Below are 14,602 nucleotides of genomic sequence, written 5' to 3' on the forward strand. Positions count from 1 at the left end.
GATCGCGGCCTCTCTCTAATCCTTGGGCAGGCTCTGTGGGAATCCCCAGGGAATCCATCCCGTCGATGCCCTACAATCTAGGTGCCGCTGGGGTCGATGCCAAGGGAACCACGCACGACTATTTACCGCATCCTAGCCCGATTCCCGGTCAAAAAATGACGCAGAATCCGGTGTTTTTCCGGGGTGGTTAAGCCTCCTTGCCGGATTATGACAACGCTTGAAACAATCGAACCGGGCTCACCGGGAACGAGCCCGGCGAGGCGGCGCCGGACTGATCCTGATGCGGCCGGAAGCGACGCTGATGACCGCTCCGGCAAGCGTCTGTTTCAGCTTGGATTCGCGCTTTCCCAAGGACTGATTGACGGCCTCATCGACCGCGGCGAGCAGGGTTTCGACCTTGCCGAGTTCGGCCGGCCCCTCATGTCCGGTGCGATCGATGGCGCGCTTGAGCAGACGGAGGCGGATCTCGTCCGGCATCACCGCGAACTGCGCCGCGTCGAAGCCCGCATCGAGATTATCCTCGCTTTTCAACGCAAGGTAGCGCTCGGCGCCGTCGACCAGCACCTCCAGTGCGGCGTTTGCGCGCGCGATCCGCGCGGCAAGCCGTGCCAGGTTCCGCGCGTCGCCGCCCTCCTCCGCCAGCATCGGCATCAGCGCGCGCAGCCGCGGCCGCGTGAAGGAGGGATCGCGGTTGGTCGGATCATCGGCAAAGCCGATGCGCGCCTTCTTCAGCGTCGCGATCAACTGCGCCTTCGAGATATCGAGCAACGGTCGCGTCAGCATGACGCCGTCGCGCTCGGTCTCGCGCGCCATCGCCGAGAGGCCCGCGATGCCGCTGCCCCGCAGCATCCGCATCAACAGCGTCTCGGCCTGGTCGTCACGGGTATGCGCGGTCAGGATATGCGTCGCGCCGTACTTGCGCGCGGCTTGCGCGAGCAGGCGATAGCGCGCCTCACGCGCGGCTGCCGGCACGCCAGTACTCGGCTTGGGCCCGCTCCAGCGCAACGTGTGATGCGGCAGGTCGAGGCTTCGCGCCAGCCGCTTGACGTCGCGCGCCTCGCGCGCTGCTTCAGCACGCAGGCCGTGATCAACGGTGACCGCCACCAGCCGCGGTCCGCGCGCGAGCGCGCGGCGCCAGCGCGCGGCCAGCCACATCAGCGCGACTGAATCGGGACCGCCCGACACCGCGAGCACGATCGCCGGCGCACGCGCCAGGCCTGCGAACAGGCGCTGGGCGTGGCTTGCCGGGATGGCGGATTGGTCGTCGGGCATCACAGAACCAGCAGGTCGCGGAAGGGCCGGAAGCGGCCTCCCCTTGCTGGTTTAGCACTTCACGCGCTTCTGCTCGCGGTCAACCGCAGCTTTGACCCCGCCGGACGCGCGCGGGTACTTCCGCGTGACCTCGCCGAAGGCGGCGCAAGCGGCTTCCTTTTCCTTCAGCGCCGCCAGCGACTGGCCGAGCCGCAGCAGCGCGTCGGGCGCTTTCGCGGACTTGTCGAATTTGGTGGTCACACCGAGGAAGGTTTCCGCAGCGTCGCGGTATTGCTGGCGCTGGAAATAGCTTTCGCCGAGCCAGTATTGCGAATCCGCCACCAAAGGATCGCTCGGATATTTGGTGGCAAAGTTCTTCATCGTCTCTTCGGCGAGCGCATAGTCCTTGCGCTGCATGTAGCCGATGCCGAGGTCGAACTCGTCCTTCGGCGTCGCCGACGGCGGCAATGTGGTCAGGGCCGCGCTCGCGCCGGGCGGCCGCTGCGGACTGGTGTTGCCGAGTTCGAGCGGCTCGCCCGCCCCGCGACCGCCCGGAGCGCCGACCTGCGCATCACTTGGCATCGGCATCTGACCGCCGCCGAGTGCGCGCGGCACGCCCGGAGCGTTCGGGTTCTGGTTCGGATCGAAGGCATCGCCGCGACCGCGGCGGCCGGGCGCTGCAGCCGGCGCCGGCTCCTGCACGATCGGAGCGGGCGTCGCGATCTGCTGCTGGTCATAGCCGCCTTGCGGCTGCCGGCCGTAACCTTGCTGCGGCTGGCCGTAGCCTGGCTGTGCCTGTGGGTAGGCCTGCGGCTGCTGCGCCGGTGGCACCGCCGCGACATTGGGCTGACCGGCCGGAGCCTGTCCGGGAGCGCCGGGCGGCTGGCCGCCGAGCTGGCGCAGCCGCTCCTCGAGCTGGCGGTTGCGGTACTGCAGTTCCTCGTTTTGGCCGGTCAGTTGCCGCAGCTGGTTCTCCAGCCGCTCGATCCGCATCTCGGCATCGGAATCGTCGGATTGGGCAAACGCTGGTGCGGAAACGGCGAACAGCGCCGCGATCGCCGCGGCGGAGGAAAGAAAATGAAGCCTGGATGACATTTTGCCCTGACGACGAGATCGACGTGAAAAGCGAGCGACATTGAAGGACGGAGTACGCCGGAATTGTGACTTGCCGTTCAAATCCGGGACAGCGTCGCGGATACCGGTTTAGTACGGACCGTGGAACAAGCAAGCGGCCAATTGTATGCGGCTTCGTTCATCCTCATGAAGCCGGGTCGGGCATTCATGCGGCCAAAACAAAACCGGCGCCCGAAGGCGCCGGCTTGGAAAACCCGTCCAGGATCGCGTCAGGAGCTGGCGTTCAGCACGGTGACGGCGCGGCGGTTCTGCGACCAGCAGGAAATGTCGTTACAGACCGCGACCGGACGCTCCTTGCCGTAGGAGATGGTGCGCATGCGGCTTGGGTCGATGCCGCGCGAAGCGAGATACGAGCGGACCGACTGGGCACGGCGTGCACCGAGCGCGATGTTGTATTCGCGCGTGCCGCGCTCGTCGGCATGACCTTCGATCGTGAAGGAATAGCGGTTGTAGGTCTGCAGCCACTGCGCCTGCTTGTCGAGGGTCGCGGTTGCCTGCGGGCTGAGATCGGTCTGATCGCTCTCAAAGAACACGCGGTCGCCGACATTGACCACGAAATCCTGCTGACTGCCCGGGGTCGCGGCGCCCCCGATCGCGCCGTTGGCGTCCAACGGGTTCTTGTTGGCGCAGGCGCCCATCGACAGCGCCACGGCCAGAACCGCAACCAGCTTCATACCCTGGAGATAATTCATTCCCGGAGCCTCCACGCTCACGCTCTTCGTACTACCCAATCGGTCTACAGGGCGATGGTTAAGCGAACGTTCCGTCAACCTTGACGAGACCTTGCTGGAGCCCATCAAATGCCAGGCAATGCCGGAAAGCGCCCCCGATGGTTAATGGGTGGCAAATGTGGCGCGATGGTGAAGGGAAGCCAAGGTTCGCTGGAACCAAATCGCAATAGGCAATTTTGTCACCGTCCGCGACCGGCGACAGAAAGTTGCACGCTTGGAACGCGGTACCCGGTGGCCCTAGTGAACGGCAGCCGGCGGATTCCCGGTCAGGAATGCGGCACGATCGAATGGCGCTCGAATCGATCGATCGTCGGCTGCTGGTGCACGTGGTTTTCGCGCTCGAACAGCATGCGGCGCTCGAACGCCGATGAGCGCATCATCGGGTAGCGATTGAACACCTTGTCGCGCATGGTCGGGAAATCCGCCGCCATCAGGCCGACCGGCTTGAGCAGGCCTGGGAACAGGCGCGGCTCGGCGATGGTCTCGTGGAAGAAGACGCGGCGGTAGAATGCCTGGTGCTCGGGGCGGACGATCGCCAGCCCCAGATCGGCGCCGAAATACTCGCAAGCCATGTAGGCGAGGCGGACAGTAACATAGGGCAGCTCAGGCGCGCGCCGGGCCCGATCGGGATCCGCAACGAATCGCGCGGGATCAATGATGATCTCGTTACGATCGAGCTTGGGATGCAGGATTTCGCCGAACGCCTCCGCAGAACAGGACTCGCGCCACTCGTTCGTCAGCACGCTGATGCGAACCGAACTGCTGAGCTCGCCGTCGATATAGACGCCGAAGGTCCAGGAGTTCTCCAGATCATCATATTGATCCGTGACCCGCTGCTCGGCCGATTCCTTCACGGCGCCTTCGCGCAGATAGGCGCGATAACGCAGATTGTAGATCTCTTCCTTTTCGGCGGGCGTTTTGGCGAGGCGGTAATCAACCTGGTCGAGCAGCTCGGGGCCCCGCGAAAAAGCGCGGGGCGCAACGACGGGGGACCTCATGAACTACTCCGGACTTTCACGACAACTTTTGCGAGCTGGCTAAAACCTTAACAGCTTCTTAATTTTCGTCAAAACAATCGAGACAATACAGTTAACCTTTGACCGCGAGCGGAACTCAGGATAGTGCCGCCACAGGCTTTCACAACCATCGATTGAAGTAATTGAGCTAGATCAAGCAATCGAGCGCGAGGGAACCACGTGCAGCTGCTCGTCGGCGCGCCTGCCGTGCGAGGCGTTGAGCAGCTGGCGGATGCGCACCGCGGGAACCGGCCGGCTGAACAGGTATCCCTGTGCTTCGGTCACCGCGCCGTCGGCGCTGATCAGTTCGAGCTGCTCGTTGGTCTCGATCCCCTCGACCACCACAGACATGCCCAGGTCCGCCGACAGCCGCGCCACGCCGCGCAACAGGGTCAGCGGGCGATCGCTGTCGATGCCTTCGAGGAAGGAGCGGTCGATCTTGACCTTCTGCAGCGGGAAATTGTGCAGATAGCTGAGCGACGAATAGCCGGTGCCGAAATCATCCAGCGAGATCCGCACGCCCAGCGAGCGCAATTGCGACAGCACGTCGTGGGTCAGCTCGGTGTTGTGCAGCAGGGAGGATTCGGTGATCTCGATCTCGAGGCGGTGCGCCGGCAGACCGGAGACCTCGAGCGCATAGCGGACCTCGCTCAGCACGTCGCGTTGATGGAACTGCTGCGGCGAGAAATTGACCGCGACGCTGACCGCCTCCGGCCACTTCATGCATTCCATGCAGGCCTTGCGCAGGATCCAGCGGCCGAGATCGACGATCAGGCCCATATCCTCGGCCACCGGAATGATGTCGACGGGTGAGACCGTGCCGCGCGCCGGATGGTTCCAGCGCAACAGCGCCTCGCACGTCGAGACCTTGCCGGACTTCAGGTTGATCAGCGGCTGGTAGAACAGCTCGAATTCCTCGTTGGCGAGCGCCTTGCGCAGATCGAGCTCGAGGATCCGCCGGGCCTCGACAGTCTGGGCCATCTCGTCGCGGAAGAAGCAGAAGGTGCCGCGGCCGTCGGCCTTGGCACGGTAGAGGGCCATATCGGCGTTCTTCAGCAGCGTGTCGGCGCCGACGCCGGGCGCGGTCATCGCGATGCCGACGCTGGCGCCGATCTCGACAAGGTGGTTGTCGATCTTGTAGCGCTCGCTGAGGCGGTCGACGATGCGCCGCGCCAGGGCGGCGGCGTCCTCATGCGAGTGGATGTTCTGCTGGAACACGACGAACTCGTCGCCGCCGAAGCGGGCCACGAAATCCTCCGGACGCAGCATCTCTCGCAGCCGTTCGGCGACCGCGCAAAGCAGCTGGTCGCCGCAGGGATGGCCGAGCGTATCGTTGACCTGCTTGAACTGGTCGAGGTCGACGAACAGCAATGCGGAGCGATGGTCGCGGTGCTGCATGGCGAGCAACCGGCCGATCTCGTCGCGGAAATTGACGCGGTTGGGCAGCGCGGTCAGTTCGTCGTAGCGCGCGAGATGGCTGATCCTGGCCTCGGCGTCCTTGCGCTCGGTTATATCCTCGACCAGCATGACCGTGCCGCCGCCTGGCATCGGCTGGAACGTCCAGTCCAGCGAACGGTTCTGGGCCGGATCGGGGTCGCTGGTGACGATGTCGCCGCGCTGGGAGCTCTCGATCTCGCAGAGAATTTGTTGCGCCGCCGCGGTCGAGATCGCGCCGGACAGAACGCAGGCATTGCAGATGTCGGTGGCGCTGGCGCCGCGCTGCACGAAATCGTCCGATAGCTGCATCATCTCGATGAAGCGGTGGTTCATCACCGCGAGGCGTCCGTCGTCGCGGAACATGCACAAGCCGTGCGGCATGTTGTTGAGCGCGGTATCGAACTGATGCGCCAGCGCCGCCTCGCGGAAGCTGGCGGTCAGCGCCTTGACGAAGATCGCATGCAGGCTGAGGTTGATGCCCTTCAGGCCGAGGAAGAACAGCACCAGCAGGATCGAAAGGCCGATGTAGTAGAAGTCGCCATGCAGCGCCAGGGCGAGCGACATCGGCCCGCAGGCGACCAGCACGTGGAGCTGCAGGAGCCGCGGCCGTCCGTAGTTGCGGGCCGCGCCGCCCGCCGTGTAGCCGACCGTCACCGCGACGCAGAGCATGTGCGCGATCGCATCGTCGCTGCCGAGTATGGTGACAAAGCACCAGGCGCCCAGCACCATGGCGTACACGATCGCACCGATCGAATAGCGCGGCGCCCAGACCCTGGCTTCCTCGTAGGTCAGCCCGCCACCCTGCCCCTCATCGTATTTGCGCATCCAGACCGCACGGGCGGTTCCGATGGCAATGATCAGGAAGGCGAACGGCCACAGCAGCACATTGCCGGTCTTGAGCGCGGTCATCACGGCGGCGGCGGCCGTGGCGACGCTGCCGAGGAACATCGCCCAGAAATTCTGGCGCATCGAATCCACGAGTGCAGCGTAGAGCACTGGCTCCAGCTCGTCCTGGCTGCCTCGTCGTTTCTGATCCACCAACTGCATCTGCAGACGTACGCGTCCCTTTCCGGCTGCGTAGTTCTAACCGTCGCAGGTGAAGTCTTTCTGAGGGAACATCGTTAGCGAGTCGTTGCCGCGGCTAATTGATAGCCGAAATTCGGCATAAGTTTCAGTGCGCTAGGTAAGAAGTGCCGACCCCCTACGGGGTTCCCCGGAGGAGCTCTGCGCGAGCCTCACGACAACAGCGGCGACCAAGCGGGATCCGAGGCAAAACCCGGGGTCGGCACCCGCAGCTCGTTGCGCCCGGAGACGTCGATGGTGAACAGCGACGGGCCGCTGTTGCCGCCGGGATCGCGGAAGAACATCACGACACGCCCGTTCGGCGCAAAGGTCGGGCCTTCATTGTGGAAGCCCGAGGTCAATATGCGCTCGCCGGAGCCGTCCGGCTTCATGATGCCGATCGCAAACTGCCCGCCGCCCTGCTTGGTGAAGGCGATGTAGTCGCCGCGCGGCGACCAGACCGGCGTCGAATAGGTGCCGTCGCCGAACGAGATGCGCTGGGCCGCGCCGCCGGTTGCCGGCATCACGTAGATCTGCGGCTTGCCGCCGCGGTCGGATTCGAAGCACAGCCGCGTGCCGTCGGGCGCATAGGACGGCGAGGTATCGATCGCCGGCGTGTCGGTCAGCCGGGTCATCGACTTCGAGCGCAGGTCCATCACGAACAGGTTGGAGTTGCCGCCCTGCTGCAGGCTCATGATGACGCGCTGGCCGTCGGGCGAGAAACGCGGCGAGAACGACATGCCCGGGAAATTGCCGACGATCTCGCGCTGGCCGGTCTCGATGTTGAGCAGATAGACGCGCGGGTCGCCCTGCCCGAATTCCATATAGGTGATTTCCTGGGTCGACGGCGAGAAGCGCGGCGTCAGCACGAGATCCGAGCCGCGGGTCAGATAGCGCACATTGGCGCCGTCCTGGTCCATCAGCGCGAGGCGCTTGACGCGGCGATCCGCCGAGCCGCTCTCGTCGACGAACACGACGCGGGTGTCGAAATAGCCCTTCTCGCCGGTCAGCCGCTCGTAGATCTGGTCGGAGATGATGTGCGCGATGCGCCGCCAGTATTCGGCGGAGGTGTCGTACTGCTGGCCGGCGAGCTGCTGGCCGGTGTTGACGTCCCAGAGCCGGAACTCCGCCTTCACGCGGCCGTTGCCCTGGCGCGTCATCCGGCCGGTCACCAGCGCCTGCGCATTGATGCTCTTCCAGTTGTTGAAGTTCGGCGCCGCGTCGATGTTGATCTGCTTCTCGAGATAGGCGGCCTGATCGATCGGCGCGAACAATCCGCTGCGCTTGAGATTGTTGGTGATCACCTGCGTGACGCCGACGCCGACCTCGGTGTCGCCGGGCGTGCCGGCGGCAAAATTCGGGATCGCGATCGGCAGCGGCGCGAAGTCGCCTTCGGGAACGATGATGCGTTTCTGGGCGAAGGCGCTGCGGCTTCCGGCGAGCGCGCCAAGCGCGGCCATGCCGGAGATCATCTGTCGGCGATTGAGGCGAAAGGTCATTGCACGCAAATCATTCTGGTCGGTCATTGTCGGTAAACTTTGTTTGCTATTGGCCAAGCGATGCGGCCGTCCTCAGGTCTTTCGCTCTGTGAACACCGGTGCAAAATACTTCCATTCGTCGAAGAAAGCCGCCGGCAAATTGTACGGCTGGCATTCGATGATCGCGCGCAGCGCGCTCTCTTGATACACCCGCAAATACGGCGTCGACGGCGTGCCTTCCGGCACCGGCATGCCCTCGAGCGAGCCGTCGCGCTTCAGCTTGATCGAGAACACGGCCTCGGTCTGCTGCGCCTCGATGCCGCCATAGGGTTTCTTCCAGCAGCGCTCGACCTGCTGCTTGAACATCGCCCCCCAGGTCGCGGAGTTGTCGGCGGCCTTGCCCTTGGCCGTGCCGAGCGCGGCGTTGGCGTTGAGCGCATCGCCGGTCGCCGCAGCGCGAGTCGGATCACGCTTGTCGAGCAGCGCTGCGATCTTGCTCTGGTCGAACACGCGATCCTTCGGCTTCTGCTCGGGCGGCGGCTTGGCGGCCTGTGCGACAGGCTTCGGGGGCGGCTTCTTCTCTTCCTTCTTGATCGCTTCGGCGATCGGATCGGGCTTCACCGGATCGGGCTTCTTCTCGACCGGCTTCGGCTCTTCCTTCGGCTTGTTCTCGACCTTCTTCGGCGGATCCGGCTTCTTGTCCTCTGGCTTCTCCACCTTCGGCGCCGGCTGCGGCGCGGTGTCGGTCACGACAGGCGGCTTCTTCTCCTCGACCTTGCCGACGGTGTCGTCGACCGGCTTGGCTTCGGCGACCTTGTCGACCAGCGGCTTGGGATTTTCCTTCTTGCCGTCCTTCTGACCGGCCATGAGATGGGAGAGCTGGTCGGGCGAGATCACATCGACGGCGACCGACTCCTCTTCGGGCATCACGTAAGCCCTGGTCGAAAACGAGACGAGGCCCCACCCGATCACGAGGACGTGCAGGACAATCGATGCCGCCAGAGTCTTGTCGACCTTGACCTTCAAATCAGGCTTCCCCGTGCCTTGGCATGGTGGCTATCCGCCTTCCGGGATGATGACGATATTCGCCTTGAATCCCGCGGCCCGGACCTCCCCGAGCAATTTCATCATATCCGTGTAACAAACGTCCTTGTCGCCACGCAGATAGACCACCTTTTCGGCATCCGACCGGGCATCTCCGATCGCCTTGATCTTGGCCGGAAAATCGGCGGCCGTGACCGGCGCGTCGCCGAGATAGAGCTCGACATTCGAGTTGCAGCCGCCGCCGGTGCGCTTGACCGACAGCGTCAGCGGCGGCTGGTTCGACGAGATCGACTTGCCGCCGCTCGCAACCGGCAGGTCGATGTCGATGTTCGACGTCATCAACGGCGCCGCAACCATGAAGATGATCAGGAGCACCAGCATCACGTCGACCATCGGCGTGACGTTGATCTCGGCCATGACCGGCTTGCGCCCGCCGCGGCGGCGTCTGCCACCACCGGACCCTGCCATGCTCATCGCCATGATCGTGCGCTCACAAGGGTGACCACCATAAATCTCAGCCCCGCTCGTCGATCTGACGCGACAGGATGGCGGAGAACTCGTCGGCGAACCCCTCCAGGCGCGCGGCCTGCCGGTTCACCTCCGAGGTGAACTTATTGTAGAAAATAGTCGCCGGAATTGCGGCAATCAGGCCGATTGCGGTCGCAAACAGCGCTTCCGCGATACCGGGCGCCACCACCGCCAAAGAGGTGTTTTTCGAGGCAGCGATCGACTGGAAGCTCGACATGATGCCCCAGACGGTGCCGAACAGGCCGACAAAGGGGCCGGCCGAGCCGACGGTCGCCAGCACCAGCAGCCGGCGTTCCAGCCGCTCCACCTCCCGGGCGATCGAGACGTTCATGACCTTCTCGATTCGAGCCTGCAGGCCGGCAAACGACCGCGACTGGCTCTCGAAGGAGCGCTTCCACTCCCGCATCGCGGCCACGAAACAGGCCGCCATCGACTGGGTCGGCTTGGCCGAAAGCGCCCGGTAGAGTTCCTCGATCGACTGGCCGGACCAGAACGCCTGCTCGAATTTGTCCATCGCCCGTTTGGTGCGAGCGTAGAGCAGGATCTTGTCGATCGCGATCGCCCAGACCCACACCGAGCAGGACAGAAGTCCCAGCATCACGCATTTGACGACCCAATGGGCCTGCCAAAACAACGCGATGAGCGACACGTCGCTCGATGCCAGTGGCAGAGTTGACTGCGCCACGTCGGCGGGATTCATCGGCAATATCCTCTCAACGCAAGTGTCCCAATCAGGCGGGCCGCCAATCGGCGCCGGTTCGACGGCCGCGCGCCCGGCGCGGCAAAAACTGCGCGAGAGCCTCTTACATCTGTCGCATGGGGGGGCCCGTCCGAAGCCGGGCCCTGCTTCCCCTGCCAACATGTCAAAACGAGGGCTTTTCACGCGGCATTCCGACCCTAACCAAACGCTAATCATGGTTAAGGCGAGGTTACCAAAGGGAAATTTGGGGGCGGGAATTGCCGCCGGCTGAGCCGGTTGGCGGGTTCCCGAGATGAACGGATTACAGCGTTGCGGGCTCTGCGTCGTCGAGCAACTCGCGCGTGAGGGACACATCGGCGGCAGGGCTCCCCCCCCCTTGCGGGGGAGGGCTGGGGAGAGGGGTGCCACACGATGCGTGCCGCTCTGCATAGGTTACGACGACAAGCAAACAAAGTTGCGAGAGCGGTGCACTCTTCGATCAACCCGCCCGGGGCCCCTCTCCCCGCCCTCTCCCGCAAGGGGAGAGGGAGCCTGAGAGGCGTGTTCACCTCACGGTCACTCCTGGCGCATTACCCTGCTCGACCGGAATGACGACGAAGAGCACGTCAGGTCAGATGCCTGACGATCGCAAGCCCGGCGAACAGACCCGCGATCGACAGTGCCACCGAGCCCGCGACATACAGCGCGGCAAGCCCAAGCTCGCCGCGCTCATAGAGCAGCGCGGTGTCGAGCGAGAAGGCGGAGAAAGTGGTGTAGCCGCCGAGGATGCCGGTCATCAGGAACAGCCGCCAGGGCTGCGAGGCCTCGCCCTTGAAGGCGAGATAGCCGGCGATCAGGCCCATCACGGTCGAGCCCGTGATGTTGATGATGAAGGTGCCGTAAGGAAACGCGGTGCCGATGCAGCGCGCGCAGGTGACGTTGATCAGATGGCGCAGCGTCGCTCCGAGACCGCCGCCGAAGAAGACGATGAGATAGCTTGCGAGTTGCCCCATTCGGAACGTTGTGCCGCAACGTTACGGTCGTCGCAAGGAAACAAAAAGGGCAGCAGCCGTGGCTGCCGCCCTCGAAAACTCTCTCAACGTCATTCCGGGGCAGCCCGCAGGGCTGAGCCCGGAATCCATTTATCCACCGCACGTGCGGCTCGATAGATTCCGGGCTCGACGCTGCGCGTCGCCCCGGAATGACAGCGCTTACGCCTAGCCGGCCTTGCCGAACAGCTCGTCGACGTAATCCCAGTTGACGAGGCTGTCGACGAACGCCTTCAGATAGTCCGGACGGCGGTTGCGGTAGTCGATGTAGTAGGAGTGCTCCCAGACGTCGACGCCGAGGATCGGCACCGCGCCGTGGACCAGCGGGTTCTCGCCGTTCGGGGTCTTGGCGATCTCGAGCTTGCCGCCCTTGACCTGCAGCCAAGCCCAGCCGGAGCCGAACTGGCCGACGCCGGCGGCGGCGAAGTCGGTCTTGAACTTCTCGAAGCCGCCGAGATCCTCGTTGATCTTCTTCTCCAGCCGGCCGGGCAGCTTGCTGCCACCGCCATTCGGCTTCATCCACTTCCAGAAGTGGATGTGGTTGTAGTGCTGACCGGCATTGTTGAAGACGGCCGCGTTCTTGCCGAACGAGGTCTTCACGATCTCCTCGAGGGACTTGCCTTCGAATTCGGTCCCCTTGATCGCGTTGTTGCCGTTCGTGACGTAGGCCTGGTGATGCTTGTCGTGGTGAAACTCCAGCGTTTCCTTGGACATGTAGGGCGCAAGGGCGTCGTGGGCATAGGGCAGATCGGGTAGCGTGAAGGTCATGGGGTAATGTCCAACAGAGGGTGGGAGACTACACTTAACGGGTCCCCCTTATAGAAGGTTCCACGGCGGAGAAACACCGCATTTTCGGATCGTGTATGACAGATCGGCGCAGCCGAAGACCAGACCAGGACCCAGCGCGATGACCATCGAAATCGACATTCTCAACGGAGATGCGTCGTGGCGACGCGCCGAGCCGCTGCTCAGAGCGGTCTGGAGCCCGGATGTCATGGAAAAGAAGGCATGGTCGGACATCAAATGGGCTCACGCCGATTTGCGCGTGCTCCTCGACGCGCCCGACGACAGCGGGCTCGCCTGCCACGTCGGTATCTATTTCCGGACGATCATCTGGAATGGCCACAAGGTGCACGTCGGCGGCATCGGCGGGGTCTCGACGCGCGCGGACTGCCGGCGGCGCGGCTATGCGTCGCTCGCGTTAGATGCCGCCGTGCACACCATTCGTGCCAATGACGCGGTGAAATTTGCAATCTTATTCTGCGAACCGCACAATTTCGCATTTTACCAGACGCGCGGCTGGCATCCCTTCACCGGCGAAGTGCATTGCGAACAGCCTTCCGGACAGATCCGCTTCGAGGCGATGGCGCCGTTCGTCAACGACATCGTCCGCGCGCCGCGCCAGGGCAAGATCGACCTATGCGGCCTGCCGTGGTGACCCCTGCGCGGGCGCGGGTGGCGAGGACCAGCTGGGACTCGTAACATGTCAATCATCATTTATTGATTTGCCGAGCAACGAGATTGGCCACCGCCCGATCCGCATCGAAAGTTCACCTCTCCCTCGGGAGAGGCGTGGGCCGCGTTTGGCGGCCGTTCTTAGAGAGAACGCCGAAGCAAAGCTTCGGCTACGTGGCATCGAAAGATGCGATCCGGGTGGGTTACGATCTCTCGTTGGAACTGCGGCCCCTCACCCGATTTGCTGCGCAAATCGACCTCTCCCCGTCGGGGAGAGGTGATGCGAGAGCCGCCTGCGTATGACCATCGATGCCTCAATCGACCACGTCAGACCCGCAGCCGCGCCTGCAGTACCGGTCGATCATTTGCTAACGGCCCCGATCCTGCCGACGCTGCTCAAGCTCGCGGTCCCCAATACCATCGCGATGTTCGGCTCGACCTTGGTCGCAGTCGCCGAGACCTCCTACATCGGCCGGCTCGGCACCGAGCCGCTGGCCGGCATCGCGCTGGTGTTTCCGTTCGCGATGCTGACGCAGATGATGTCGGCCGGTGCGATGGGCGGCGGCGTCTCGTCGGCGATCAGCCGCGCACTCGGCGCAGGCGATCGCGACCGGGCTGCCGACCTCGCGCTGCATGCGGCGATCATCGGAGGGTGCGCCGGGTTGTTCTTCACAGTGATGATGCTGGGCTTCGGCCGCAGCTTCTATGCGCTGCTCGGCGGACGCGGCGGCGTGCTCGAGCAGTCGATGCATTACTCGCAGGTGCTGTTCTCCGGCGCGATCTCGATCTGGCTGGTCAACACGCTCGCCTCCGTCGTGCGCGGCACTGGCGACATGCGCATTCCCTCGATGACGCTGATCAGCGTCTCGTTGACGCAGATCGCGGTCGGCGGCGTACTGGGACTTGGGCTGTTCGGCGTGCCGAGCCTCGGCATGCGCGGCGTTGCCGCTGGCCAGCTCACGGCGTTCACGTGCGGTGCGATCTTCCTCGCCTGGTATCTTGCCTCTGGTCGCAGCCGATTGAAGCTCGACTTCGCCGCATTCAGTTTCCAGCGCGCGATGTTCCTCGACATCCTCAAGGTGGGGGCGATCTCATGCCTGTCGCCGCTGCAGAGCGTGCTGACGATCCTGATCTTCACCAAGATCCTGGCCGGCTTCGGCACCGAGACGCTGGCCGGATACGGCATGGGCTCGCGGCTGGAATTTTTGCTGATCCCGATCGCCTTTGCGGTCGGCGTCGCCTCGGTGCCGATGGTCGGCATGGCAATCGGCGCCGGCCTCGTCACGCGCGCCCGCAAGGTGGCGTGGACGGCCGGCACGGTGGCCGGGCTTGTCGTCGGGCTGGTCGGACTTGTGGTCGCACTGAAACCGACGCTGTGGATTGCGCTGTTCACCACCGATCCCCGCGTGACCGCCGCAGCCTCGTCCTATTTCGCGCTGGCCGGCCCGGGATTCGGCTTCTTCGGCGTCGGCGTCTGCCTGTATTTTTCCTCGCAGGGCGCAGCCAAGGTCGGCGGGCCGGTGCTGGCCGGGACCATCCGCCTGTTGCTGGTCGGCATCGGCGGCTGGTGGCTTGCGACCATGAGCGCCCCGGCGTGGACACTATTTGCCCTGGTCGGCGGCGCCATGGTGGCGTTCGGCCTCGCCACGATCATATCGATTCGGCTGACCCGCTGGGGATAACTACCGTGCGTGCCGCGGCGCGTTGCCTGAGCATGACCAGCCAGGGAAGAAAGCAG

At 64.3% G+C, this 14,602-nt stretch carries 13 protein-coding genes; 2 read left to right on the forward strand and 11 right to left on the reverse strand.

The window, feature by feature from the left end; translation table 11 throughout:
* Positions 1-237 precede the first annotated feature (237 nt).
* The 11 genes from tilS to AKN83_RS27330 form a co-directional block, all read right to left on the reverse strand.
* Complete coding sequence (gene tilS, locus AKN83_RS27280; RefSeq protein WP_050404473.1) at positions 238-1,272, reverse strand: tRNA lysidine(34) synthetase TilS; 1,035 nt, start codon at positions 1,270-1,272, stop codon at positions 238-240.
* A gap of 51 nt (positions 1,273-1,323) precedes the next feature.
* Positions 1,324-2,346: a tol-pal system protein YbgF gene (gene ybgF, locus AKN83_RS27285; RefSeq protein ID WP_050404472.1), complete on the reverse strand. Its 1,023-nt coding sequence runs from the start codon at positions 2,344-2,346 to the stop codon at positions 1,324-1,326.
* A gap of 248 nt (positions 2,347-2,594) precedes the next feature.
* Entirely contained in the window at positions 2,595-3,077 is a 483-nt protein-coding gene (gene pal, locus AKN83_RS27290) for a peptidoglycan-associated lipoprotein Pal (RefSeq protein ID WP_050404471.1), read from the reverse strand.
* Between the two features lie 305 nt (positions 3,078-3,382).
* Positions 3,383-4,114 carry an N-acyl amino acid synthase FeeM domain-containing protein gene (locus tag AKN83_RS27295; protein ID WP_050404470.1) on the reverse strand — a complete coding sequence of 244 codons (732 nt, stop codon included), beginning with the start codon at positions 4,112-4,114 and terminating at the stop codon, positions 3,383-3,385.
* A 171-nt stretch (positions 4,115-4,285) separates the two neighbouring features.
* Positions 4,286-6,616 carry a putative bifunctional diguanylate cyclase/phosphodiesterase gene (locus AKN83_RS27300; RefSeq protein ID WP_050404469.1) on the reverse strand — a complete coding sequence of 777 codons (2,331 nt, stop codon included), beginning with the start codon at positions 6,614-6,616 and terminating at the stop codon, positions 4,286-4,288.
* Positions 6,617-6,804: 188 nt separating this feature from the next.
* Positions 6,805-8,130 (reverse strand): Tol-Pal system beta propeller repeat protein TolB, encoded by a 1,326-nt coding sequence (gene tolB, locus AKN83_RS27305; RefSeq protein ID WP_050404484.1) that lies wholly within the window; start codon positions 8,128-8,130, stop codon positions 6,805-6,807.
* Positions 8,131-8,202: 72 nt separating this feature from the next.
* Complete coding sequence (locus AKN83_RS27310) at positions 8,203-9,135, reverse strand: cell envelope integrity TolA family protein (RefSeq protein ID WP_050404468.1); 933 nt, start codon at positions 9,133-9,135, stop codon at positions 8,203-8,205.
* A gap of 30 nt (positions 9,136-9,165) precedes the next feature.
* Entirely contained in the window at positions 9,166-9,633 is a 468-nt protein-coding gene (locus AKN83_RS27315; protein WP_016846953.1) for a biopolymer transporter ExbD, read from the reverse strand.
* A gap of 34 nt (positions 9,634-9,667) precedes the next feature.
* Positions 9,668-10,381 carry a protein TolQ gene (tolQ, locus tag AKN83_RS27320; RefSeq protein ID WP_016846954.1) on the reverse strand — a complete coding sequence of 238 codons (714 nt, stop codon included), beginning with the start codon at positions 10,379-10,381 and terminating at the stop codon, positions 9,668-9,670.
* A 605-nt stretch (positions 10,382-10,986) separates the two neighbouring features.
* Positions 10,987-11,373 carry a fluoride efflux transporter CrcB gene (gene crcB, locus AKN83_RS27325; RefSeq protein WP_050404467.1) on the reverse strand — a complete coding sequence of 129 codons (387 nt, stop codon included), beginning with the start codon at positions 11,371-11,373 and terminating at the stop codon, positions 10,987-10,989.
* Between the two features lie 204 nt (positions 11,374-11,577).
* A complete protein-coding gene (locus AKN83_RS27330) occupies positions 11,578-12,177 on the reverse strand; it encodes a superoxide dismutase (protein ID WP_050404466.1) in 600 nt (199 codons plus the stop codon).
* Between the two features lie 139 nt (positions 12,178-12,316).
* Between AKN83_RS27330 and AKN83_RS27335 the strand changes: the two genes are divergently transcribed.
* Together AKN83_RS27335 and AKN83_RS27340 are read left to right on the forward strand one after the other, a co-directional pair.
* Entirely contained in the window at positions 12,317-12,847 is a 531-nt protein-coding gene (locus AKN83_RS27335) for a GNAT family N-acetyltransferase (protein ID WP_050404465.1), read from the forward strand.
* A 316-nt stretch (positions 12,848-13,163) separates the two neighbouring features.
* Positions 13,164-14,546, forward strand: coding sequence for an MATE family efflux transporter (locus AKN83_RS27340; RefSeq protein WP_050404464.1), 1,383 nt, complete (start codon positions 13,164-13,166; stop codon positions 14,544-14,546).
* Positions 14,547-14,602: the final 56 nt, after the last annotated feature.

Origin of the sequence: Bradyrhizobium embrapense (assembly GCF_001189235.2) — a bacterium.
Lineage (GTDB): Bacteria > Pseudomonadota > Alphaproteobacteria > Rhizobiales > Xanthobacteraceae > Bradyrhizobium > Bradyrhizobium embrapense.